General features: G+C 65.6%; 19 protein-coding genes. 15 read left to right on the plus strand and 4 right to left on the minus strand.

What is annotated here, in order from left to right:
- Window positions 1-9: 9 nt before the first annotated feature.
- The 10 genes from CTR2_RS00815 to bioF all read left to right on the plus strand — a co-directional run bounded on the left by CTR2_RS00815 (window position 10) and on the right by bioF (window position 13915).
- Entirely contained in the window at window positions 10-3204 is a 3195-nt protein-coding gene (locus CTR2_RS00815; RefSeq protein ID WP_087085470.1) for an efflux RND transporter permease subunit, read from the plus strand.
- Complete coding sequence (locus CTR2_RS00820) at window positions 3197-4669, plus strand: efflux transporter outer membrane subunit (protein WP_087085469.1); 1473 nt, start codon at window positions 3197-3199, stop codon at window positions 4667-4669. The genes CTR2_RS00815 and CTR2_RS00820 overlap by 8 nt, the downstream gene beginning before the upstream one ends.
- Entirely contained in the window at window positions 4666-5340 is a 675-nt protein-coding gene (gene alkB, locus CTR2_RS00825; RefSeq protein ID WP_087085468.1) for a DNA oxidative demethylase AlkB, read from the plus strand. The genes CTR2_RS00820 and alkB overlap by 4 nt, the downstream gene beginning before the upstream one ends.
- Window positions 5341-5406: 66 nt before the next feature.
- Window positions 5407-6483, plus strand: a complete 1077-nt coding sequence (locus CTR2_RS00830) for a homocysteine S-methyltransferase family protein (protein ID WP_087085467.1) — start codon at window positions 5407-5409, stop codon at window positions 6481-6483.
- 149 nt (window positions 6484-6632) lie between these two features.
- Window positions 6633-7778, plus strand: a complete 1146-nt coding sequence (locus tag CTR2_RS00835; RefSeq protein ID WP_087085466.1) for a Fe-S oxidoreductase — start codon at window positions 6633-6635, stop codon at window positions 7776-7778.
- Between the two features lie 258 nt (window positions 7779-8036).
- Entirely contained in the window at window positions 8037-9032 is a 996-nt protein-coding gene (locus CTR2_RS00840; RefSeq protein ID WP_087085465.1) for a porin, read from the plus strand.
- Between the two features lie 542 nt (window positions 9033-9574).
- A complete protein-coding gene (gene bioB, locus CTR2_RS00845; RefSeq protein WP_254913495.1) occupies window positions 9575-10567 on the plus strand; it encodes a biotin synthase BioB in 993 nt (330 codons plus the stop codon).
- A gap of 131 nt (window positions 10568-10698) precedes the next feature.
- The gene (gene bioA / locus CTR2_RS00850; protein ID WP_087085771.1) at window positions 10699-12042 is read left to right on the plus strand and encodes an adenosylmethionine--8-amino-7-oxononanoate transaminase; all 1344 of its coding nucleotides are present in this window, start codon (window positions 10699-10701) and stop codon (window positions 12040-12042) included.
- Window positions 12039-12722 carry a dethiobiotin synthase gene (gene bioD / locus CTR2_RS00855; RefSeq protein WP_087085462.1) on the plus strand — a complete coding sequence of 228 codons (684 nt, stop codon included), beginning with the start codon at window positions 12039-12041 and terminating at the stop codon, window positions 12720-12722. Before bioA ends, bioD begins: the two co-directional genes overlap by 4 nt.
- Complete coding sequence (gene bioF / locus CTR2_RS00860; RefSeq protein WP_087085461.1) at window positions 12719-13915, plus strand: 8-amino-7-oxononanoate synthase; 1197 nt, start codon at window positions 12719-12721, stop codon at window positions 13913-13915. Before bioD ends, bioF begins: the two co-directional genes overlap by 4 nt.
- A gap of 42 nt (window positions 13916-13957) precedes the next feature.
- Here the strand turns inward: bioF and pdxR are convergent, their stop codons facing one another.
- Complete coding sequence (gene pdxR / locus CTR2_RS00865; RefSeq protein WP_087085460.1) at window positions 13958-15439, minus strand: MocR-like pyridoxine biosynthesis transcription factor PdxR; 1482 nt, start codon at window positions 15437-15439, stop codon at window positions 13958-13960.
- A 108-nt stretch (window positions 15440-15547) separates the two neighbouring features.
- Here pdxR and CTR2_RS00870 point away from each other — a divergent pair, with 108 nt between their 5' ends.
- The 3 genes from CTR2_RS00870 (at window position 15548) to CTR2_RS00880 (ending at window position 19024) form a co-directional block, all read left to right on the plus strand.
- Complete coding sequence (locus CTR2_RS00870) at window positions 15548-16777, plus strand: benzoate/H(+) symporter BenE family transporter (RefSeq protein WP_087085459.1); 1230 nt, start codon at window positions 15548-15550, stop codon at window positions 16775-16777.
- A gap of 4 nt (window positions 16778-16781) precedes the next feature.
- The gene (locus tag CTR2_RS00875) at window positions 16782-17606 is read left to right on the plus strand and encodes a YggS family pyridoxal phosphate-dependent enzyme (protein WP_087085770.1); all 825 of its coding nucleotides are present in this window, start codon (window positions 16782-16784) and stop codon (window positions 17604-17606) included.
- 218 nt (window positions 17607-17824) lie between these two features.
- Complete coding sequence (locus tag CTR2_RS00880) at window positions 17825-19024, plus strand: aspartate aminotransferase family protein (RefSeq protein ID WP_087085458.1); 1200 nt, start codon at window positions 17825-17827, stop codon at window positions 19022-19024.
- A gap of 107 nt (window positions 19025-19131) precedes the next feature.
- On the opposite strand, the gene alr is transcribed toward CTR2_RS00880, so the two are convergent.
- The gene (gene alr, locus CTR2_RS00885; RefSeq protein WP_087085457.1) at window positions 19132-20238 is read right to left on the minus strand and encodes an alanine racemase; all 1107 of its coding nucleotides are present in this window, start codon (window positions 20236-20238) and stop codon (window positions 19132-19134) included.
- Window positions 20239-20371: 133 nt separating this feature from the next.
- On the opposite strand from alr, the gene lplT reads away from it, so the two are divergent.
- Together lplT and CTR2_RS00895 are read left to right on the plus strand one after the other, a co-directional pair.
- Window positions 20372-21673, plus strand: a complete 1302-nt coding sequence (gene lplT / locus CTR2_RS00890; RefSeq protein ID WP_087085456.1) for a lysophospholipid transporter LplT — start codon at window positions 20372-20374, stop codon at window positions 21671-21673.
- An 87-nt stretch (window positions 21674-21760) separates the two neighbouring features.
- Window positions 21761-22645 (plus strand): DMT family transporter, encoded by an 885-nt coding sequence (locus tag CTR2_RS00895; RefSeq protein WP_087085455.1) that lies wholly within the window; start codon window positions 21761-21763, stop codon window positions 22643-22645.
- Between the two features lie 95 nt (window positions 22646-22740).
- On the opposite strand, the gene CTR2_RS00900 is transcribed toward CTR2_RS00895, so the two are convergent.
- Together CTR2_RS00900 and CTR2_RS00905 are read right to left on the minus strand one after the other, a co-directional pair.
- Window positions 22741-23256: an AmiS/UreI family transporter gene (locus CTR2_RS00900; RefSeq protein WP_087085454.1), complete on the minus strand. Its 516-nt coding sequence runs from the start codon at window positions 23254-23256 to the stop codon at window positions 22741-22743.
- 115 nt (window positions 23257-23371) lie between these two features.
- Entirely contained in the window at window positions 23372-24523 is a 1152-nt protein-coding gene (locus CTR2_RS00905; protein ID WP_087085453.1) for a helix-turn-helix domain-containing protein, read from the minus strand.
- Between the last annotated feature and the right edge of the window lie 17 nt (window positions 24524-24540).

Consider the following 24540-nt stretch of genomic DNA (forward strand, 5'->3'; position numbering starts at 1 on the left):
GGGAGTGCCATGGACTTCTCCAAATTCTTCATAGACCGGCCCATCTTCGCGGTCGTGCTCTCCATCATCATGTTCGCCGTCGGCCTGGTGGCCATTCCGCAGCTGCCGGTGGGCGAATATCCCGAGGTCGTGCCGCCCAGCGTGGTGGTGCGCGCCACCTATCCGGGGGCCAATCCCAAGGAGGTCGCAGAGTCGGTGGCCGTGCCGCTGGAGGAAGCCATCAACGGGGTTGAAGGCCTGATGTACATGAAGTCGGTCGCGGCTTCGGACGGCAGCCTGCAGGTGGTTGCCACCTTCCGCCCCGAAATCGACCCCGACACCGCCGCCGTGCGCGTGCAGAACCGCGTCAGCCAGGCCCAGAGCCGCCTGCCCGAGGAGGTGCGGCAGTTCGGCGTGACCACGCAGAAGCAGGCGTCCACGCCGCTGATGTATGTGGGCCTGGTCTCCAAGGATGGCCAGCATGATGCGCTGTACCTGCGCAACCATGTCACGCTCAAGATCAAGGATGTGCTGGCGCGCATTCCCGGGGTGGGCGACGTCGGAATCTACGGCGCGGGCGACTATGCGATGCGCGTCTGGCTGGACCCGAGCAAGGTGGCGGCACGCCAGCTCACGGCCGGTGAGGTGATCGCCGCCATCCGCGAGCAGAACATCCAGGTCTCTGCCGGCCAGCTGGGCGCCGAGCCCAGTGCGCAGAAGTCCGACAAGCTGCTGTCCATCAATGTGCGCGGGCGGCTGAAGACGGCCGAGGAGTTCGGTGACATCGTGCTCAAGAGCGGCGAAGGCGGCCAGGTCGTGCGTCTGGCCGACGTGGCGCGCATCGAGCTGGGCGCCAGCGACTACACGCTGCGCTCGTGGAGCGACACCAAGAACATGGCGGCCGTGGGCATCTTCCTGTCGCCAGGCGCGAATGCGCTGGGCGTGGCCGAGCAGGTCTACGCGGCCATGGACCGGCTCTCCAAGGATCTGCCCGAGGGCGTGGCCTTCGAATCCGTCTGGGACCCCACGGTCTTTGTGCGCGACTCGATCAAGGCGGTGCAGAGCACGCTGATCGAGGCCGTGATCCTGGTGGTGCTGGTGGTCATCGTCTTTCTGCAGACCTGGCGCGCCTCCATCATTCCGCTGCTGGCCGTGCCCGTGTCCATCATCGGCACTTTCGCGGGTCTGTACCTGCTGGGCTATTCCATCAACACGCTGACGCTGTTCGGCCTGGTGCTGGCCATCGGCATCGTGGTGGACGACGCCATCGTCGTGGTCGAGAACGTGGAGCGCTACATCGAGCAGGGCCACAGCCCGCAGGAGGCGGCCCATCTGGCCATGAAGGAGGTCTCCGGGCCCATCATCGCCATCGCCCTGGTGCTGTGCGCGGTCTTCGTGCCCATGGCCTTTCTCAGCGGCGTCACGGGCCAGTTCTATCAGCAATTCGCGGTGACCATCGCCATCTCCACGGTGATCTCGGCCATCAACTCGCTGACCCTGTCGCCGGCACTGGCGGCCAGGCTGCTGCAGCCGCACGGCGCACCGCGCGATGCGCTGGCGCGTGTCATCGACAAGGGCCTGGGCTGGCTCTTCCGGCCCTTCAACCGCTTCTTCGATCGCAGCGCCCACGGCTACCAGAACTCGGTGGGGCATTCGCTGCGCCGCCGGGGCCTGGTGTTTGCGGTCTATGCGGCGCTGCTGGCCGGCACCGCCGTGCTGTTCCAGGCCGTGCCTGGCGGCTTCATCCCCATGCAGGACAAGCTCTACCTGTTTGCCGGCGCCAAGCTGCCCGAAGGCGCGTCGCTGAACCGCACCGACGCGGTCACGCGCCAGATGGTGGAGACGGCCAAAAGCGTGGATGGCGTGGACATGGTCGCCGCCTTCGCGGGCTTCAATGCGCTGCAGTCCACGACCACGCCCAATCTGACGAGCTCCTACATCATGCTCAAGCCCTTCGGCGAGCGCACGCGCAGCGCCGAGGCCATCAATGCCGAGCTGGGTGCCAAGTTCGCGCATATCGAGGGCGGCTTTGCCTATGCACTGATGCCGCCGCCCATCCAGGGCCTGGGCAACGGCTCGGGCTACTCGCTGTTCCTGCAGGACCGCGCGGGCCTGGGCTACGCGGCGCTGCAGCAGGCGCTGCAGGCCTTCCAGGCCGAGATCGCCAAAACACCGGGCATGACCTACCCGGTCAGCAGCTACCAGTCCAACATCCCGCAGCTGGAAGTGAAGGTGGACCGCACCAAGGCCAAGGCCCAGGGCGTGGCACTGACCGACCTGTTCCAGACGCTGCAGGCCTATCTGGGCTCGGTCTACGTCAACGACTTCAACGCTTTCGGCCGCGTCTGGCGTGTGATGCTCCAGGCCGATGCGGACCACCGCCAGGCCGTGGAGGATATCGGCCGGCTGCGCACGCGCAATGCGCGCGGCGAGATGGTGCCCATAGGCTCCATGGTCACCGTGGTGCCCAGCTTCGGCCCCGACCCGGTGCTGCGCTACAACGGCTTTCCCGCGGCCGACCTGATCGGCGACTCCGACCCGCGCGTGCTGTCCTCGGGCGAGGTGCTGGCCAAGCTCCAGGAGATCGCGCAGCGCACGCTGCCGCGCGGCATCGAGCTGGCCTGGACCGACCTGAGCTACCAGCAGGTGGAGCAGAGCAACGCCGCGGCCGTGGTCTTCGCCATCGCCGTGATGCTGGTCTTCCTGGTGCTGGCCGCGCTCTACGAAAGCTGGACGCTGCCGCTGGCCGTGATCCTCATCGTGCCCGTGTGCATTTGCGCGGCGCTGTTCGGTGTCTGGCTGGCGGGGGGCGACAACAATGTCTTCGTGCAGGTGGGCCTGGTGGTGCTGATGGGGCTGGCCTGCAAGAACGCCATCCTGATCGTGGAGTTCGCACGCGAGCTGGAGCTGCGCGGCGTGGGCATCGTCGATGCCGCGCTGCAGGCCTGCCGCCTGCGGCTGCGCCCCATCGTCATGACCTCGATCGCCTTCATCGCGGGCGCCGTGCCCTTGCTGATCGGCAGCGGCGCCGGCAGCGAGGTACGCGCGGCCACGGGCGTGACGGTGTTCTCGGGCATGCTGGGCGTAACCCTGTTCGGCCTCTTCCTCACGCCGGTGTTCTACGTCACGCTGCGCCGCCTGTCGGGCCGGTCGCTGGCGACCCGCACGCCAGCCCATCCTGCTTCACCTGTTTCACCTGCATCCCTGGAGGGCAGCCATGTCTGAGATCTGCAAACCCTTGCGCCGGCATGCTCTGGCATATGCCATGGCGAGCCTTGCGACCCTGCTTGCAGGCTGCGCCGTCGGTCCCGATTTCCGCGCGCCCGAGTTGCCCGCGGCCGGCGCGCAGTTCGCGCGGGCCGAGCCGTTTGCAGTCCCGCAGCAGGCATCCCCCGAGACCGGGTCCGATGTCGCGTTCTGGCGCCAGTTCCAGGATGTGCAACTCACGCAGCTGGTCGAGCAGGCCCTGCGGGCCAATCAGGATCTGCGCGGTGCACTGGCGCGGCTGGATGCGGCCCAGGCCCTGCTACTCGAAAGCCGTCTTGATCAACTCCCCACGCTCACCCTGTCGGGCCAGGCGCTGCAGCAAAGACTCAGCGAAAACCAGGCCATGGGCGGGCCGCGCAGCCAGCGCAGCTACAGCGCCGGCATCAACGCGAGCTGGGAGCTGGACCTGTTCGGTCGCGTGCGCCGCAGCATCGAGGCCGGCAGCGCCGACCTGCGCGCCAGTGCCGCCGATCTGGCTGCGCTGCAGGTCGCCATTGCGGCTCAGGTCGCGACCAGCTACGCCGACCTGCGTGGCTGGCAACAGCGCCTGCAGCTGGCCGAGGCCAATGCTGCCAATCAGCAGGACACGCTGCGCCTGGTACAGCTGCGGCTGGCGCATGGCAGCGGCACCGACTTCGACCTGGCGCGCGCCCAGGCGCAGCTGGAGACTACGCGCTCGCGTATTCCGGCACTGCAGGCCCGGATCGCCGTGGCCCAGCACCGGCTGGCCGTGCTCACCGGCCAGGTGCCCGAGGCTCTGATCGCGGCGCTGGATGCGCCGACCGCGTTGCCGCAGTTGCCAGAGACCATCGCTCCCGGAACGCCCGCCGAGCTGTTGCGCCGTCGCCCCGATGTGGCCGCCGCCGAGGCGCGTCTGCATGCGGCCACGGCACGGGTGGGCGTGGCCACGGCCGAGCTGTTCCCGCGCCTGTCGCTGGGCGGTCTGCTGGGAAGCTCCGCTCTCAGCACGGGCGCGCTGTTCGAGGCCGGCAGCGCCAGCCGCAGCGTGTTCCTGGGCGTGGACTGGTCTTTCCTCGACGTGGGCCGCGTGCGTGCACGCATCGCTGCCAGCGAGGCCGGCGCCCAGGTCGCGCTGGCCCAGTACCAGCAAAGCGTGCTGCTGGCGCTGGAGGACACCGAGAACGCCCTGGTGGGCCTGGCGCGCACCCGCACCGAGGACGCCCATCTGGCCCAGGCCGCCGAGCAGCGCGCACGGGCCGAGCATCTCGCGCAGCGCCGCTACCGCCTGGGCAGCGTGGGCCTGTACGAGGTGCTGGACGCGCAGCGCGACCTCTATGCGGCCCAGGACGCAGCGGCCGACAGCCGCGTGCGCGGCCTGCGTGCCGCCGTGGCGCTGTATCAGGCGCTGGCTGGCGGCTGGGAGGGACAGCCACCGGCCAGGCCTATGATGGCGTTGCAATGACGCTTTCGCTGTTTCCTGACGAACCCCTGCCCGCCGAAATCATTGATGACGGTGCCGTGCTGCTGCGCGGCTTTGCGGCAGCCGAGGAGCAGCGCTGGGTGGCCGAAGTGACGGCCTTGCAGACACGGGCCGCATTTCGCACCATGCAGGTGCCCGGCGGCAAGTTCATGTCGGTGGCGATCAGCAACGCCGGCGGCTGGGGCTGGATTTCGGATCTGCAGGGCTATCGCTACAGCGCCGTCGATCCGCAGACCGGCAAGCCCTGGCCCGCCATTCCGGCTTTTCTGGGCGAGCAGGCCGCCAGGGCTGCGGCGCTGGCCGGCTATCCGGGTTTTGCACCCGATGCCTGCCTGATCAACCGCTATCAGCCGGGCGCGCGCATGGGCTTGCACCGCGACCAGGACGAGCATGACTTTGCTGCGCCCATCGTCTCGGTCTCGCTGGGCCTGGCTTGCAGCTTTCTCTGGGGCGGGCTGACGCGCCAGAATCCCACCCGGCGCCTTGCGCTCACCCATGGCGATGTGCTGGTCTGGGGCGGGCCTTCGCGTCTGGTGTTTCATGGTGTCGCCCCGCTCAAGCCGGGCCAGCACCCGCTGCTTGGCAATGAGCGCTGGAATCTGACGTTCCGCATGGCCAAGGCTCGCTACCCGGCAGGCCAGCCATCGGAATAGGCGCTGGCGGCAGGGCAATGCCCGGCTGCCCGGCAAAGCCTGCCAGCTTTCCTACAATGGCGGTCTATGAGCCAGTCGCACCCCACCCCCGCCTACACCCGAGCCCAGGAGCTGCCCGCAACGCTTGCCAAGCGCCTCGTCATTCTTGACGGCGCGATGGGCACCATGATTCAGCGTTTCAAGCTGGGCGAGGCTCAGTATCGCGGCGAGGGCTATGCCGGTGCCGATGCTGCGGGCGAGCGCTTCAAGGACTTTGCCCATGACGTCAAGGGCAACAACGAGCTGCTGTCGCTGACCCGTCCCGACGTGATTCGCGACATCCATGAGAAATACCTGGCTGCCGGCGCCGATCTGATCGAGACCAATACCTTTGGTGCGACCACGATTGCGCAGGAGGACTACCACATGGCCGATCTGGCCTATGAGATGAACCTCAAGAGCGCCCAGCTGGCGCGTGCGGCCTGCGACAAGTACAGCACGCCCGATCACAAGCGCTATGTGGCCGGCGCCCTGGGCCCCACGCCCAAGACAGCCTCCATCAGCCCCGATGTGAACGACCCTGCCGCGCGCAACATCACCTTCGAGCAGCTGCGCCAGGCCTATCTGGAGCAGACGCTGGCGCTGATCGAAGGCGGTGCCGACGTGATCCTGGTCGAGACCATCTTCGACACCCTCAACGCCAAGGCCGCGCTGTTTGCCGTGGACGAAGCCTTCGAGCAGACCGGCGAGCGCCTGCCCATCATGATCAGCGGCACGGTGACCGATGCCTCGGGTCGCATTCTGAGCGGACAGACCGTGACGGCCTTCTGGCACAGCGTGCGCCATAGCAACCCGCTGTCCGTGGGTCTGAACTGCGCCCTGGGCGCCACGCTGATGCGTCCCTATGTGCAGGAGCTGGCCAAGGCGGCTCCCGACACCTTCATCAGCTGCTACCCCAATGCCGGCCTGCCCAACCCCATGAGCGACACCGGCTTTGACGAAACGCCCGAGATCACCAGCCGTCTGGTACACGAGTTCGCGGCCGAAGGCCTGGTCAATATCGTGGGCGGCTGCTGCGGCACCACGCCCGACCATATCGGTGCCATTGCCAAGGCCGTGCAGGCCACGACCACGCGCAAGCTGTTCTACCCGGCCGAAGCCTGATTCCGCCCGGAATGGTTCGCCCCTGGCGCGATCCGGGCATCCCTGATGCTTGAGCCACAAGCGCTGACAGCTCTTTTTTCGATGCTTGTCCGCAGGGCACGGGCACAATGGCCTGATTCCGGCTTTGCTGCCCCAGCACCGACGATCGCATGACTGCACCACTGCAACCCGTTGCTCCCGTACTGCCCGTGTCCGTGCCCACGGGTCAGGCGGCTGTGCAGGTCGGCAATGTGGTGGCGGCCGCTGTCTCAGGTCTTCCCGCAGCGCAGCAACCGCCTGTCGCTCAAACTGCGCCCCCGGCGACCAGCGTCGTGCAGTGGTCGCCGCAAACCTTGCAGAACCTCAAGCTCCAGGCCTTTGAGCATCTGATTGCGCAGCTGGCACTGCAGGTGCAGGCCCAGCCCGGTGCACCTGCGGCAAGCTGGCCTAGCCAGGGCCTGCCAGCGGCCGTGCAGCAGTTTGTGCAAAGCCTGCTCGCGCAGGTTCAGGTCAGCCTGCAGGGACAGGCCCAGCCCTTGCAGCTGCTGGCCGGCCAGCAAGGATCGGTTGCGCTGATGCAGGCCTTGGCGCAGGCCGCGGCGTCTGGGGCGCAGCCGCCCAGCTCGGCCTTGCAGACGGCGACGGCCCTGTCGCCCACGGCGGCCGTGGCGCTGGAGCAGGCACAGCAGGGCATGGCTGCAACCGCTGCTGGTGGCGTTGCCGCACCGCGTCTGCCCCAGCTGCAGAACTGGCTGGTGCAGCAAGGCACGCTGGTAACGCCGCAAGGCGAGCGCAGCTTTTCCCTGACATTGCAGGTCCCCGCCGCCTGGGCGCAGGCTGTGGGCGCGGCAAGCATCCCGACAGCCCAGGGAACGGTGACGGCCCTGCGCCTGCCCATGGCGGATCCGGGTGTCTTGAGCAGCGGCCCTCTGGCCCTGGTGGTGCAGCCGCAGTCGTCGGCTGCAACTACCACACTTGCCACCAGCGCATTGCTGTGGCTGGAGCTGCAGCCCGTCACGGCGAGCGCCGCTCAGACGACGCCGGCGCAGATGGCCGGTTTGCCCCTGGCCCTGCCCGCACCGGCGCTGGCGCAGGAAGTGCAGCAACTGCTGCAGAACAAGGCCGATCCCTGGCTGATGATGGCGGCGGCCCAGGCTGCCAATGCCCTGCCTGTGCCGCGCCGCAATAGCGAGCACCGTTCGCATTTGTGCATGACCGAAGGCTGTCAGTACCAGGGCCTGGCCCCCTGCGCCCAGCCGTTCTGCAGCGAGATGAACCGCATCTGGGCTGCATCCGGCGTAGCGCGCAGCGGCTGAACCAAGCTGACGCTGGGCTGGACTCTGCCAAGTCCCCACTTTCATAATGCGTTTCGTTGCCTGCTTTTTGAGCAGGCTTCTCGGGTCGGAATTGGCAGCCCCGCTGCCAGCCATGTTCCGGCTGTCTTCAGTGCATCAGGCAGTGCCTGACTGCCTGTCATCGCCTCATCTCACAGGTCTTCGACCTTCTCTGTCTTCTGCTGTGCCAAGGGCTGGCTGCGGGGGCAGTGACTTCACAATTCAAGGAGAACCACCGGCATGCGCTTGCGTACTGGCATTGCTTGTTCCACATGTTTCACTCTTTTGTCTGCCGCGCTGCCTGCGGCGGCCCAGTCGTCCAGCGTCAGCATTGGCGGTCTGATCGACGGCGGCATCTATCGCGGCTTTGATGGCACGGCCCAGGCCGGCACGATCCAGCGCAGCAATCTGGCCATTGCAGGCTGGGAAGACCTGGGCGGAGGCCTCAAGGCCACCTTCCGTCTGAGCGCACGTTTCGATATCGATACCGGGCGTCTGGAGGATCAGGGCAGCAAGCCGTTCTGGCATGACGAGTCCACGGTGGGCTTGCAGGGCGGCTTTGGCCACCTGCGCCTGGGGCGCGCCCTGTCGGCCATGTGGTCGCAGGACTGGAAGTTCGACCCCTGGGCCAATTTCAACCGCATTTCCTCGCCGGCCTGGTATCAGTGGCACTACCTCACGCCTACCGATCGCTACAGCAACAACGGCACAGCCGAGTATGGGCGCATGGCCAATGGCATCTTCTATGACTCGCCCACGGCGGCCGGCTTCACCCTGCATCTGAGCACCTCGCCGGAGCGCACCGAGGTGCCGCTGACCTTGCGCCGTGAGGGGCGTGGCTATTCGGCCTCTCTCAACTACGACTCTGACAGCCTGAGCGGTATGCTGGCCTTCGAGCGCAACGGCAGCGGTGACAAAGACACTTTCGTGGCTGGCAAATACCGCTTTGGCGCAGCCTCCGTGATGGCCGCCTGGGACTATTCGCGCGTGGCCCAGACGGCACTCTCGGCCAAGGCCCTGACGCTGGGTGCCACCTACCAGATGGGGCAGACCACCCTGAAGGCCGGCTATGGCCGCCAGCGCATGCAGGAGCAGACCAATCATTTCTACTCCCTGGGCGCCGACTATGCGCTGTCCAAGCGCACCACGCTCTATGCCAGCCTGGGGCGCAAGAGCTACGAGTACGGTGCGGACTCGGGGACTTCGTTCGGCGTGGGCATGGCGCACGCTTTCTGAACCCCAGCCTCCCGCCCTCCAGCCGCAGCCTTGCTGCGGCTTTTTTGCGCCCGGTGCGAATGTCCAACAAGAGTTGAGGGAATTAAATCCGCCAGTTTGGGGTGTTTGTCCGCCTTTGCACGGGTGGCAGAGCACCGTTTTTGACCCTTATTCAGGCCTTGTCCGGGTAAAAATCGCCAAAAACCGTGTTTTTTGCCGATATCTACGCTCTTTCTCGTTGAAATCCAAGGTCTGAATCTGGGGCATTGCGCTGAATTGAGCGCACAAGGGCGGCAGTTGACGGAAGTTATGGTGGGCTGTTTCGAATGCGCGCTGAAAATCCGTCAAATGCATTGAAATTGCGCTCAAAAATAGCGCTTCTTGCTGCAACTGTTTGGAGGCGAACTATTTGCATGTGGGCTCTGTAAATCCTTGATTTTTTTGCCCAAAATGCGCGGCATTCCCCCGATTGAGGAGAGACCGCGATGTCCTATTCCGTGCCCGAGCAAGACAACCCAGTGCGCGCCGCCGACGCACAGCAAGCCGCCTGCGGCAGCCAGACCATGCACTGGCATGCGCCGGCCAAGCCCGTCGCGGCCGCTCAAGCCCAGCGCTGGCCTGTGGAGGCAGTGCAGTCCTTGCTGGACCTGCCTTTTCTTGACTTGTTGCACCGTGCCCAGAGCGTGCATCGCGAGAACTGGCCTGCGGGCGAGATCGAACTGGCGACCCTGCTGTCCGTCAAGACCGGCGGCTGCCCCGAGAACTGCGGCTACTGCCCGCAGTCAGCCGAGTTCGATACGGGCGTGAAGGCCGAGAAGCTGATGAGCGTGGAGGAAGTCACCCGCGCCGCCAAGGCGGCCCAGGATGCCGGAGCCACCCGCTTTTGCATGGGGGCTGCCTGGCGCGCGCCCAAGGACCGCGATATCGAGAAGATGAACGAGCTGATCGGTGCCGTGAAGGGGCTGGGCATGCAGACCTGTGCCACGCTGGGCATGTTGCAGCCGCACCAGGCGGCATCGCTGCGCGATGCGGGTCTCGACTACTACAACCACAACCTCGACACCGCGCCCGAGTACTACAAGGATGTGGTCAGCACGCGCCAGTACCAGGATAGGCTGGACACGCTGGCGGCCGTGCGCGATGCAGGCATCAGCGTGTGCTGCGGCGGCATCATCGGCATGGGCGAGACCGAGGTCCACCGTGCCGGCCTGATTGCCCAGCTCGCGAACATGGAGCCCTATCCCGAGTCCGTACCCATCAACAGCCTGGTGCCCGTGCCCGGCACGCCGCTGGCCGACAGCGAGCCGGTGGATCCGCTGGACTTCGTTCGTGTGATCGCCGTGGCGCGGATCACCATGCCCAAGGCCCGCGTGCGCCTGTCGGCGGGCCGCCAGCAACTGGGCGAGGCCGTGCAGACCCTGTGCTTCATGGCGGGAGCCAATTCCATCTTCTACGGCGACAAGCTGCTGGTGACCGGCAATCCCGATGTGGAGGCCGATATCACCTTGATGCGCAAGCTGGGCCTCAAGGGCCTGGGGGCATCGGCCGCGAGCTGATCCCTGATTCTTCCCCGGCCATCGCACCGGGGCTTTCTCATTGCAAATTGCATGGCCCTGCCTCCGGTGCAGGCCAGGCCGCGCTGCGCCTGCGTTTTGACAAGGCGGGTGATTCGCCTCAGGAGTTTTTGATGGAACACAGTCTTGCCAGCCGCAGCGTGCGCCATGTCTGGCACCCTTGTACCCAGATGAAGCGGCACGAAGCCGCGCCGCCGATTGCCATCGACCACGCCGCCGGGCCCTGGCTGGTGGACACCGAGGGTCGCCGTTATCTCGACGGCATCAGTTCCTGGTGGGTCAATCTGTTCGGTCACTCGCATCCGCATATCCGGGCGGCGCTGACCGAGCAGTTGCAGAAGCTCGATCATGTGATGCTGGCCGGCTTCACCCATGCCCCCGTGGTCGAGCTGTCCGAGCGCCTGGCCGGCCTGACCGGCCTGGGCCATGCGTTCTACGGCAGCGACGGCGCTTCGGCCACCGAGATCGCGCTGAAGATGAGTGCCCATTACTGGCGCAACCAGGGGCATTCTGCCAAGCACCGCTTCGTGGGCCTGGCCGGCGGCTACCACGGCGAGACCGTAGGCGCGCTGTCGGTCACCGATATTGCGCTGTTTCGCGATGCCTATGGCCCTCTGGTGCGTCTGTCGGCCACGGTGCCCAGCCCCGATGCCCGTCAGGCCCGGCCTGGCGAAACCGCTGCCGATGTGGCGCGCCGCGCAGCACAGGGCCTGGAGTCCTGGTTGCAAGCCCATCACCAGGAGACTGCTGCCCTGATTCTGGAGCCGCTGGTGCAGTGCGCCGCCGGCATGGCCATGCACGATGTCGAATATCTGCGTCTGGCACGGGCGCTGTGCGACCGTTATTCGGTGCATCTGGTGGTGGACGAGATCGCCGTGGGCTTTGGCCGTACCGGCAGTCTGTTTGCCCACCAGCAGGCCGGCATCAGGCCGGACTTCATCTGTCTGTCCAAGGGTTTGACCGGCGGCACTCTGCCCTTGTCTGCCGTGCTGACGACTGATGAGGTCTATGCCGCTTTTTACGACGACGATGCCGCCCGCGGCTTTCTGCACTCGCATTCCTATACCGGAAACCCGCTGGCCTGCCGCGCTGCCGTGGCCACGCTGGAGCTGTTCGAGCAGCTGGACCAGCTGGCCGCCAATCGGCAGCTGGCCCTGAAAATCAGTGCTGCATTCGCCGGGCTGAATGTTCACCCCCGCGTCAGCAACGCGCGCCAGCAGGGAATGATCTGGGCCTGGGACATCGATACCGCCTTGCCGGACTTTGCACAGCGCTACCACCAGGCGGCGCTGGATCTCGGTCTGCTGCTGCGCCCCATTGGGCGCACGCTGTACTGCATGCCGCCCTATGTGCTCGACGATGCCGACATCGCCCACCTGGGTCAGGCCGCGCTGGCCGCGCTGAACACCACTTTGCAGCAGGAAGCGCAGCTTTGCGCGCAGAAGGGAAAAGCATGATCGGCTGTTTCGTCACGGGCACCGATACCGGTGTGGGCAAGACCCTGGCCAGCTGTGCGCTGCTGCATGCACTGGCAGGCCATCATCCGCGCGTGGTGGGCATGAAGGCCGTAGCTGCCGGGGCCGATCCCGACGGGCAGGGCGGCTGGGTCAACGAGGACACGGTGGCCTTGCGCGCGGCCTCCACGCTGGCCGTTCGGCCAGCGCTGGACAATCCTGTGCTGCTGCCCGACCCCATGTCGCCGCACATCGCTGCCCGGCGCGCGGGCGTGGAGGTGACGCTGGCGCCGATTCTCGACGCCTACCGGCAATTGGCCGCCCAGGCTGATGCCGTGGTGGTCGAGGGGGCGGGTGGCTGGCGCGTGCCGCTGTCCGAGAGTCTGTGCATTGCCGATCTGGCCGTGGCGCTGCAGCTGCCGGTGGTGCTGGTGGTCGGAGTCAAGCTCGGCTGTCTGAACCACGCGGTGCTGACCGCAGAGGCGATTCGCACCGCCGGCTTGCCGCTGGCAGGCTGGGTGGCCAGCCGTGTGGAGCCGCAGATGCTGGTGCCCGAGGAAAACATGGACTGGCTGCGCAACCAGCTGGGAAGGCTTGGCGCGCCGCTGCTGGCCGATATTCCGTGGCAGGCCACTCCCGATCCTCGCCTGACCAGTTTCTCTTTGCCCAAGGAATGGCAATGACGGCATCTTCCAATTTCTGGCTGCAGGATATTCCACGGCAGCTGGCAGCACTCGACGCGGCCGCGCTGCGCCGTACCCGTCGTACCGTGGCGCCCCTGCAAGGCGCGCGCATCCTGGTCGACGGGCAGCCCATGCTGCAGTTCTGCAGCAACGACTATCTGGGGCTGGCACAGCACCCAGCCCTGGTCGAGGCTGCCTGCGCCGGCGCGCGGGATTTCGGTGTGGGCGCGGGCGGCTCTCCAATGGTCAACGGCCATAGTGCGGCCAATGCCGCGCTGGAGGAGGAGCTGGCCCGCTTTGTGCAATTGCCCCGTGCGCTTTACTTCTATGCCGGGTTTGCTACCAACGCCAGCATCATTCCGGCGCTGGTGGGGGCGGGCGACGCCATTTTCTCTGACGCTCTGAACCACGCCAGCCTGATCGACGGCTGTCGCCTGTCGCGTGCCCAGATCCACCGTTTCGAACATGGCGACCTGGCCGCATTGGAGCGACTGCTGGCGGCTTGCACTGCGCAGCGCAAGCTGGTGGTGAGCGATGCCGTCTTCAGCATGGACGGCAATGTGGCAGATATTGCGGGGCTGCTGGCCCTGTGCGAGCGCTACGACGCGCTGCTGCTGCTGGACGATGCCCACGGTTTTGGCGTACTCGGCCCGCAAGGCCGTGGCAGCCTGGCGGCTGCGGGGCTGACAGGGGCCAAGGCCTCGCCGCGTGTGCTTTACATGGCCACGCTGAGCAAGGCGGCCGGCGTGTCGGGGGCCTTTGTTGCTGGACATGCGTTGCTGATCGAATGGCTGCTGCAAAAAACGCGCAGCTACACCTTTGCGACTGCTGCCCCTGCGATGTTGGCGCGCGCATTGCAAACCAGTCTGCAGCTGATTGAGGAGCAGAACGCCTTGCGCGAGCAGCTGCAGGCCCGTATTGCACAGCTGCGTGCGGGGCTGCAGCCTTTGTTGCAGGGCAAGGGCTGGCGGCTTTTGCCATCGGACACGGCCGTGCAGGCACTGGTGGTGGGCGGAAATGACGCTGCGCTGAGCCTTATGGAGGGGCTGCGCCGCCATGGCCTGTGGGTGCCGGCGATCCGTCCTCCCACCGTGCCCGTGGGCACGGCTCGGCTGCGTATCGCCTTGTCGGCGCTGCATACCGAGGCCGATGTGAAGCAACTGCTGGCAGCGTTGCAGGAGCTTGCCGGCTGAGGCCTGGCGGGTGGCTGTTTTGCGCTGCCGCGTCGGTCGCTGTCAGTGGCATAGCGCCTGCAGCACCTGCGCCAGCTTTCTGGCAGCGACCTCCAGTTCATGCGGTGTGTGAGCGGCAAATCCCATGAGGAAGCCCGCCTTGCGCTGGCTCGATGCATGCAACTGCGTCAGCCCGAGCAGGTCGATGCCTGCTCTGCGAGCGCAATCCACCGCGGCGCTCTCGGAAATGTCGCGAATCAAGGTACACGGCATCTGCATGCCGCCCGCAGGCACCCGCGGCTCCAGAAAATCCTCCAGGTGCTCGCACACCAGCCGCGCCAGCACGTCACGCCGCTCGGCATAGACGGCGCGCATGGTACGCACATGCGCTCCCAGGTGCCCGCCTTCGATGAACCGTGCCAGCGTCAATTGCGCAATGGGTGCGCTGTGTCCATCCAGCAAGGTCCGCGCCACCGTCATGGGGGCAACCAGCGAAGCCGGCAGCACCATATAGCCTATGCGTAGCCCAGGGAACATCGACTTGGTGAATGTGCCGACATAGATCGTGCGCTCGTGCTGATCCAGCCCTTGCACGCAGGCCGTGGGCTTGCCGGCGTAGTGAAATTCGCTGTCGTAGTCATCTTCGATGATCCACGCCTGCTCCTGCTGCGCCCAGGCTATGGCGGCCAGCCGGCGATCCAGAGCCAGCGTGGTGCCCGTCGGGAATTGGTGGGATGGCGTCAGGAACACCGCCTTGGCGCACGGCATGGTCTGCAATAGATCCACCTGCATGCCATCGGCATCCAGCGGCACGGGCACACATTCCAGCCCCGCCGCATCGAAGGCTTTGCGTGCGCCGTGATACACCGGGTCTTCGATGAAGATGCGATCACCGGCATCGAGCAGTACGTTGGCGCACAGGGTCAGAGCCTGTTGCGAACTGGTCAGCACCAGCACGCGTTCAGGTGTGGCGCGCGCGCCGCGCTCCAGGTTCACATAGGCGGCAATGGCCTGGCGCAAAGCCTTGGTGCCCTGTGGCGGACTGTGCAGCAGAGCCTGGGTGCCGTGCTCCTTGAGCACCTGCCGCTGCAACCGCTCCCAGGTCTGAAGCGGGAAGTTGCGTGTCTCAGGCACACCGGGCGCAAAAGCGCGTGGCGCGAGGAAATCACGCAGGCCACCGCCCGCGAACATGGCTGCGCCGCGTTGGCTCAAACGCAGGGCGGGAGCGCGCGCCAAAGGACTTTGCATCAGGCCGCGCCCCGGAAGGCGCTGCACCTGCTCGGACACAAAGCTGCCGCTGCCCGTGCGTCGTTCGATAAAGCCTTCGGCATGCAACTGGCCATAGGCGGCCTCCACCGTATCGCGCGAGACACCCAACGATTGGGCCAGGGCTCGCGATGCCGGCAGGCGCCGGCCCACGTCCAGCGCGCCATCGAGGATCAGGTGCCGTATGGCCCGCTGGATGCGGGCATGCAGCGGCAAGGCGCCATGAGCGGGGTCGCCGATCCAGGCTTTGACAGATTCGAGTTGGGCGTGCTTGAACAAATGGTCTGTATTCCTGCAAAAAAGTGGCTGGCAGTATCAGGCCATTTTGATTCTATAAATCTGCTACCCCATGGGGTCAGTCACTTTTCCGGGAGCCCTTGCAAGACCATGTCAACCACCCACTCGCCTTCCTCTCTTCGCTGGAACGATCTCACACATCCCGTCGTGGCAGGCCTGATCTCGGTCATCGTCAACTACGGCGGTACCTTCATCCTTGTGTTCCAGGCCGCCAAGGTGGCGGGCCTCGGCCCGGAGCTGACGGCCTCCTGGGTATGGTCGATTTCGATTGGCGTAGGGGTGACAGGTCTGCTGCTGAGCTGGGTGACGCGCGAGCCCGTCATCACGGCTTGGTCCACGCCTGCAGCGGCCTTTCTTGTGACTGCCCTGGCGAGCACGCCCTACGCCGAAGCAGTGGGGGCCTACCTGGTCTCGGCGCTGGCTTTCGTGGTGCTGGGGCTGTCGGGATATTTCGAACGCGTCATCCGGCTGATCCCTGCCGGCATTGCAGCCGGACTGCTCGCGGGCATCCTGCTGCAATTCGGCATCAAGGCGTTTGGTGGCATGAGCGTCGATCCCATGCTGGCAGGCCTGCTGATCGCGACCTATGTGGTGCTCAAACGGATTTCGGCACGCTATGCCGTCGTCGGCATCCTGGTGCTGGGGCTGGCCTTTTTGCTGTCGCAGAATCGGGTCGACCTGTCAGGGCTGAAGTTGCAGCTTGCCGCCCCGGTGTTCACCAGGCCGGAGTTCTCGCCCAATGCCCTGCTCAGCGTCGCGCTGCCGCTGTTTCTCATCACGCTGACCGGCCAGTACATGCCCGGCATGCTGGTGCTGCGCAACGATGGCTTCAAGACCAGCGCCAATCCCATCGTCACGATCACGGGTCTGGGCTCGCTGTTGATGGCTCCGTTTGGTTCGCACGCGTTCAACATCGCCGCGATCACGGCCGCCATCGCCACGGGCCGGGAGGCGCACGAAGATCCTTCCCGGCGCTGGATTGCCGGCGTTGCTGCTGGCGTGTGCTACATCCTGGTCGGCGTGTTCGGAGTGACGCTGGCAGCGGTCTTCATGGCCTTTCCCGCCACCTTCATCACCACGCTGGCGGGCCTCGCCCTGCTGGGAACCATCGGCGCCAGCCTGGCCACGGCCCTGGCGGATGCCAAGGTGCGCGAGGCCGCGCTGATCACCTTCCTGGCCGCCGCCGCCAACATCACGCTGCTGGGCATTGGCGGCGCCTTCTGGGGCCTGGTCATAGGGCTGCTCGCCTATGCGGTCCTCAACGGCCGGATGCCGTGGAGTGCACAGCCGGGCGCGATAGCCGCCATGAAACAAGGATGAGGTGATGCCCATGACTTCAGAAACCCCGACCCGTCACGATCAACATGGCCTGTACCCCGAGGCCGGCACGGTAGAGGACTTCCGCCGCAACCTCGCCACCGTTCAGGAGCGCATTGCAGCTGCCTGCCAGCGCGTGGGGCGTGATCCAGCCAGCGTGCGCTTGCTGCCCGTCAGCAAGACCAAGCCGCAAGCCAGCCTGCGTCTGGCCTATGCAGCGGGCTGCCGCCTGTTGGGCGAGAACAAGGTACAGGAAGCGTTTGGAAAATGGGAGTCCATGCAGGACCTGGCCGACCTGCGCTGGTCGGTCATCGGCCACCTGCAGACCAACAAGGCCAGGCTGGTGGCTCGCTTTGCCAGCGAGTTCCAGGCACTGGACAGCCTGCGTGTGGCCGAGGCGCTGGACAGGCGCCTGCAGGCTGAAGGGCGGTCGCTGGACGTGTTCGTTCAGGTCAATACCTCGGGTGAGGCCAGCAAATATGGCTTGAGTCCTGAGGATGTGCCGGGTTTCATCCGGCAGCTGCCGGTGTTTTCCGCGTTGCGCGTGCGTGGTCTGATGACTCTGGCCCTGTTTTCCGCCGAGACCGAACGGGTGCGCCGGTGCTTCATCCTCCTGCGCGAGCTGCGTGATCAGTTGCGGCAAGGCGTACCTGCGGGCATCGAGCTGGATGCTCTGTCGATGGGGATGTCCGGGGATTTCGAGATTGCCATCGAGGAGGGCGCTACCGTGGTGCGCGTGGGACAGGCCATCTTCGGCGCGCGTCCGTTACCCGATAGCTATTACTGGCCAACGCGCTCTGATCCGCAGACGCCGGAATCCGTTACCGATTGACATGGCATCGGCGCAATCGCAGGTGGCTTGTGCCCGCGCGGTGCGTTGCGGCCGTAGCAAGCCGGCCAATCTGCCGCCAAGTCCTGCGGGCGCTGTGCCATGCCAGGCAAACGTAATGCGCGCTTTTTGCCGCTGAAACCGGGTATTGGCGCGCTGCAGAGTTCTCTTGAGCTGATTGATGCCCGTCAGTTTTCTTTTACATCCCACCGGAGCATTGCATGCTGCAAACCGATTCCCATCTGATGAGGGCATACGCCCGCCAGCCTGTTTCTTTTGTGCGCGGTCGCGGTGCCCGCCTCTGGGACGAGCAGGGGGTGGAATACCTGGACGCCATCGCCGGCGTGGCTGTCACCAGCCTGGGTCATGCCCACCCGGAGATCGCCGCCGTCATGGCCGAGCAAGCCGCGACGCTGCTGCACACCTCCAACGTGTTCCGTATCGACTGGCAAGAGCAGCTTGGCGAGCGCTTATGCGTGCTCGCCGGCATGGAAAAGGTGTTCTTCTGCAATTCGGGTGCCGAGGCCAATGAGACGGCTCTCAAGCTCGCCCGCTTGCACGGGCATCGCAAGCAGGTGGCTCAGCCGCAAATTCTTGTGATGGAGAACGCTTTTCATGGCCGCACGCTGGCGACGCTCGCCGCCACGGGCAACGCGGCCAAGCAACAGGGCTTCGAGCCGCAGATGCCCGGCTTTGTGCGCGTGCCCTATGACGACATTGATGCGGTGCGCCGAGCGGCTCAGGAAGTACCCGGTATCGTCGCCGTGCTGGTCGAGCCCGTGCAGGGCGAAGGCGGCATCCGTGTCGCCAGTCCCGGCTACCTGCGCGCCCTGCGCGAGCTCTGCGACAGCCAGGGCTGGCTGCTGATGCTCGACGAGATACAGACCGGCCTGGGCCGCACAGGGGCCTGGTTCGCGCACCGGCACGCCGGTATCGCGCCCGATGTGATGACCCTCGCCAAAGCATTGGGCAACGGTGTTCCCATTGGCGCCTGTCTGGCGCGTGGCACCGCTGCGAACCTGTTCTCTGCCGGCCAGCACGGCTCCACCTTCGGTGGCAATCCGCTGGCATGCCGCGTTGCCTGCGCCGTGCTCGACATCATGGAAAGAGACGGTATTGCGCAGCGGGCAGCCCTGCTTGGCGAGCGCCTGCTGGCCGGGCTGCGGCTGGCTCTGGGAGGACACCCGGGTGTGCAGGCCATCCGAGGTCTGGGGCTGATGGCTGGGATCGAGTTGAACCGGAACTGCCAGGAGCTGGTCGGCCGCGCGCTGGTCGAACAGCGATTGCTGATTACCGTGACCCGTGAACGCACGATCCGGCTGTTGCCTCCGCTGATCTGCGACGAGGCACAGATTGACGACATCGTTGCCAGAGTCGCCAGCCTGTGCCTGGACAGTGCACCAAGTCGCCACGCTGTTTAGCTGCCGGTGCTTGAGCGCTGTGGCCGAAGTCGTCGCAGGTTCGGCGCCGCATTTCGGACTCTGATGCGCTGTCCTGCCTGCCTGGATCGCGTCGGGAGCAGGCCGGTCTACCTGCCCGCACCCTCCACCTGCTTGGGCACGCGGGGAGCCACGGCACACATCAGCTCGTAGCCCAGTGTGCCGGCAGCAGCGGCTACCTCGTCGATGGGCAGCACGGCGCCATTGCTGGCGCGACCCCAGAGCGTGACCTCGCTGCCCAGTCTGGCCTTGGGAACGGGGGTCAGATCCACGGCCATCATGTCCATGCTGACGCGGCCCAGCGTGCGGGTGCGCACACCGTCGACCAGCACGGGCGTACCCGTGGGGCAGACGCGCGGGTAGCCGTCCGCATAGCCGCAGGCCACCACGCCCAGGCGCAGCGGTCCGTCGCACTGAAAGCGCGAGCCGTAGCCCACGGTGTCGCCGGCATGCAGCTCCTGTGTGCCGATGATTTTTGACGACAGCGTCATGGTTGGCTCAAGACCCCAATGAGCCGCATCATGGGTGGGAAAGTCTGGCGAGCTGCCGTAGAGCACGATGCCGGGGCGCACCCAGTCGCAGCGCACATTGTTTTCATCACCGTGCAGCAAGGTGGCTGCGCTGTTGCTGACGCTGCGCTCGCCGGGCAGGTCCAGCGTGGTTTCGTGAAAGACCCTGAGCTGGTGATCCATGCCATGGTCCACATCGGCATCGCTGAAGTGGGTCATGAACGAGATCTCGTCGACCTGGGGCAACGCGTTCAGTCGCGCATAAGCCGCACGAAAACGCTCGGGTGTAAAGCCCAGCCGGTTCATGCCGCTGTTCATCTTGAGGAAAACTCGGTGGCCGACCTGGGTCTTGTGGGCGGCCAGCCAGTCGATCTGCTCGTCGCAGTGCACGGCATGCCAGATACCGAGGCGCGAGCAGATTTCCAGGTCGCGCAGCTCGAACACGCCTTCGAGCAGCAGGATGGGGCCGCGCCAGCCCAGATTGCGCACGCGCTGGGCCTCATCGAGGTCCAGCATGGCAAAACCGTCCGTCGCTCGCAACCCTTCAAACACGTTCTCGATACCGTGGCCATAAGCGTTGGCTTTGATCACGGACCACAATTTGGCATCAGGGACGGCTTGCCGTACCCGCTCCAGATTGTGGCGAACGGCTTCGGGATGGATGGTGGCAGTAATGGGACGAGGCATGGTTTTTCTCAATCAGACCAGTGGGATTCTGGCACTGTCAGCCGGAGCCTGCGTGATATAACCGCCAGTCACTTGCCATGGGGTCTAATATTTCCTTGGCATCGGTCCGTCCGGTGCCAGTTACAGCTAATTCATGAAGCGCGGTTTCTACACCATCATGTCAGCGCAGTTTTTCAGCTCGCTGGCAGACAACGCCTTGTTTGTGACCGCTGTAGAGCTGTTGCGTGCCAATGGTGCCCCCGAGTGGCAACGTGCTGCCCTGGTGCCCATGTTCGCCCTGTTCTATGTGGTCCTGGCCCCCTTTGTCGGAGCCTTTGCGGACGCCTTGCCCAAGGGCAAGGTCATGTTCATCAGCAATGCCATCAAGGTGATCGGTTGTCTGATGATGCTCTTCGGCCACCATCCCTTGATCGCCTACGCCGTCATCGGGCTGGGCGCGGCCGCCTATTCGCCGGCCAAGTACGGCATCCTGACCGAGCTGCTGCCGGCCTCCCAACTGGTCAAGGCCAATGGCTGGATTGAGGGGCTGACCATCACCTCCATCATTCTGGGCGTGCTGGTGGGCGGCCAGCTGGTGGGGCCGACCATTTCCCAGCATCTGCTGGGCTTTGACTTCCCGTATTTCAATACCGGCGTGGACACCCCTGCCGAGGCCGCGATTGCCCTGCTGATCCTGATCTACGTCATTGCGGCCTGGTTCAATCTGCACATTCCGCTGACGGGCGTGGCCATGCGCCCGCTGCGCGAAGACCCGAACAAGAGCCTGCTTGCCAATCTGCTGGGCCTGCTGCCTGACTTCTGGCAGTGCAGCAAGCGCCTGTGGGCCGACAAGCTGGGCCAGATTTCTCTGTCCACCACCACGCTGTTCTGGGGGGCGTCGGGCAATTTGCGCTATATCGTGCTGGCCTGGGGGGCCGCTGCCCTGGGTTACAGCACCACCCAGGCCTCGGCTCTGGTGGGGGTGGTGGCAATAGGTACGGCCGTCGGTGCGGTGCTGGCATCCATGCGCATGCGCCTGGACAACGCCACGCGTGTGATCCCCCTGGGCGTGCTCATGGGCCTGCTCGTGGTCTGCATGATCTTCATCGACAATCTCTGGGTGGCCGTGCCCTTCCTCATTCTGCTGGGCGGTCTGGGCGGTTTTCTGGTCGTGCCCATGAATGCGCTGCTGCAGCATCGCGGCCACAATCTCATGGGCGCGGGTCGCTCGATTGCGGTGCAGAACTTCAACGAGCAACTGGCCATTCTGGCCATGGGTGGTTTCTACAGCCTGTCCACCAAAATGGGATTGACTGCCTTCGGTGCGATCACGGTCTTCGGTCTGCTGGTTGCCGCTAGCATGGTGCTGATCGGCATTTGGCACTGGAATAATTGCAGAAGGCACCCGGCAGAGGTTGAGAAACTGCTGGAAGTCGCCCGCCGCGACTGCCATTGAAGCTCTGCAGCTGGCGCCGACAAGCTGCATTCACTACACGATCAATAGCTTCTAACGCTTGCAGAGCAAACGTTAGAAGCCTTTTTTATGCATAGTCCACTGCCTGTATTTGCGCTGTTGCTCAATGCCCTGATCTGGGGTTTGTCATGGTGGCCGTTTCGTCTCATGCATGAGGCCGGGCTGCATCCGCTGTGGGCCACGGCAGCGATGTATGCACTGGTGCTGGCCGGTCTGCTGGCGCTGCGTCCCGCCAGCCTCAGGCAGGCCTGGCAATACCCGGTGCTCCTGCTGCTGGCTGCCAGCTCGGGCCTGAACAACGTTGCCTTCAACTGGGCCGTGACCGTGGGCGACGTGGTGCGCGTCATCCTGCTGTTCTATCTCATGCCGGCCTGGGCGGTGCTGCTGGCCTGGAAGCTGCTGGGCGAAAAGCCCACTCCCATGGCGCTGCTGCGCCTGTTGCTGGCCTTTGGCGGTGTGGTGCTGGTGTTGCTGCCCGCCGATGCCTCCCTCTCCGGGCTGTTTGCCGGTCTCACCGTGGCAGATGCGCTGGCCGTGTTCGGCGGCTTCATGTTTGCGCTGACCAATGTGTTGCTGCGCCGCTTTCAAGGCATTCCGGCCCAGGCCCGCATGCTGGCCATGTTTGCCGGCTGCATGAGCATGGGCCTGCTGACTGCCTTGACCGCCAGCAGCCTGGGCGTGGTGCCAGGCTTTCCGGCCTTCGACAGCAACTGGGCCCTGGTGGCACTGGGCCTGGCCGTGCTGCTCATGCTGGGCAACTGGGCCCTGCAATTCGGTGCCGCCCATCTGCCTTCGGGCGTGACCTCGGTGGTCATGCTCAGCGAAGTGGTGTTTGCCAGCGTCTCCTCGGTGCTGATCGCCCATGAGGCGCTTTCGGCGCGCACGCTGGCCGGCGGCGCCCTCATCATGGGCGCGGCATTGCTGGCGTCTCTGGGCCGAAGAAGGCAGGCCTGAACAGGCGCCAATCAAGTCCAGAGAGTCCGAACCAGCCGCGCCGCAGCAAGGGCATCGCCCCCTTCCAGGAGGGAGGCGCACAGCGCCTCAGGGGGTCATCCCAATTTTCCCGCCAGGATCAGGTATCCGGGTACCCAGCCCGTGAGTACGCCTTGGGCAATGCACAGCCAGCCCGTGGGGCGCTCAATGCTTTTCCTCAGGGCCAGCAGTGCAAAGAACAAGGCCCAGAGCACGGCCCAGGCGGCCCAGTTGACGCCCATCCACCAGTCCAGCCCCGAGCTGGCGCTGGTCAGCGTATCCAGGGCCACGGGAATGGCGGTGATCGCCACGAACAGGCTGAACCAGCCCAGACCGCGGCCGTCGGCACCGCTGAAGCGATTGAAAGCCACCCAGAGATAGGTGAAGGCGAACAGCAGGGTCAATGCGCCGCTCTTGACCGATGCCGCGTCGGCCGCCGGGCCGAAGATGCTGGCCAGGCCAATACATAGAGACACCACACCGGTGAAGATATTGATGACCCAGATTTCCTTGTCGGCAATCTTGCCCAGCATCCACAGGCCGTTGAGAAACAACACCGCACCCACATAAAACAGCGACAAACCCAACCACATACACACTCCTTGGCTGCAGGCCGGTGCAGCGCGGCGAGGATTGTGGGGCCGTGCGGGGCGGGGCGGAACCCTGGGCGAACGCAAAAGAGTCTTGCGCCATGGGTCGGGAATGGGCTCAGAAACCCTCGTCCCGACCGCCGCGCAGGCGGCGGTACAGCGTGCCGCGCGAGATGCCCAGGGCACGCGCGGCCTGGGAGACATTGCCGCCATGCAGGTCCAGCGTCTCCCTGATCAGCTGCACGCTGTGCTCGCGCAACGTCGCCAGGGGTTGTGCCTCGACGACGGGCGCTGCTTCGGGGGCTGCAGGGCTGGCCTGGTCTTCCGCGCTGCTGATGTCTAGGTGCGAGCCAAGGCCGTGCGAGGCTTGCAGGTGCGCCTGCATCCAGACGCCCAGGCCGCTGGCCAGGCGCAGCGGCGCGGGGCCGGGCTGGCTGCTCAGTTGCAGCAAGTGCGACAGATCATGGCCCAGCAGCTCCTGCGCGCTGCACGCTGCATGTACGGGCTGGCCGATGAGCTGGGCGGCGGTGCCGTTCATCCAGGCAACGCTGCCATCGGCAGCCACCCCCATCAGCGCCTGTAGCGGGGTGTGCAGCAGTGCTGGCGTTACCTGAAAGCGCAGTACCAGATGCTCGTGCGACTGCGCCTGCAGCAAGGTGTTTTCGATGGTCGTGGCGTACATGCCGACCACGGGGCTGGCGTCGAAGCTGAAATGCTGCTCCTCCACCATCAGATTGAGCACCCCGGCCAGGCGACCGTGCACATCGCGTATGGGGGCTGCTGCGCAGCGGAAGGCGTGCAGTTCGTCGAAATAATGCTCGCCGTTGGTGACGGTGCAGGCCTGGCCGGTGGCGGCAACGATGCCCGGTGCGTTCGTGCCCATGGCCTGCTCGGACATATTCAGGCCGACCCGCTCGTCACGGGGCCGCATGGATGCGGGGGAGACATGGAGCACGATGCCCTTGTCGTCGGTCAGCATCACGCGCGTGCCGGTGCCCGCTAACGCCTGCTCCAGGGTCGGCAGCTCGTGCTGCAATGCCTGCAGCAGTCCGCGGCAGCGCTCCTGCGTGGCATGCAGCCGGCTGGGGCTGACCGGAGCCAGAGCCAGCCGCCGTCCATTGCAGTGCTGGCGCTGGCTGCGCAGCCAGGACTGGATGACCGCCTCGCTGACCAGGCCCGAGGGGCGTATGCCGGCCTCGAAGAACTGGCGGCGAGCCTGCAAGGCCCGCTCTGCCCCGGTGCTCGAGAAGCACTGCTGTAGCGCGTCCATCGCGCGTGGCTCATCAA

This window comes from Comamonas thiooxydans, from assembly GCF_002157685.2.
GTDB lineage: Bacteria > Pseudomonadota > Gammaproteobacteria > Burkholderiales > Burkholderiaceae_C > Comamonas > Comamonas testosteroni_H.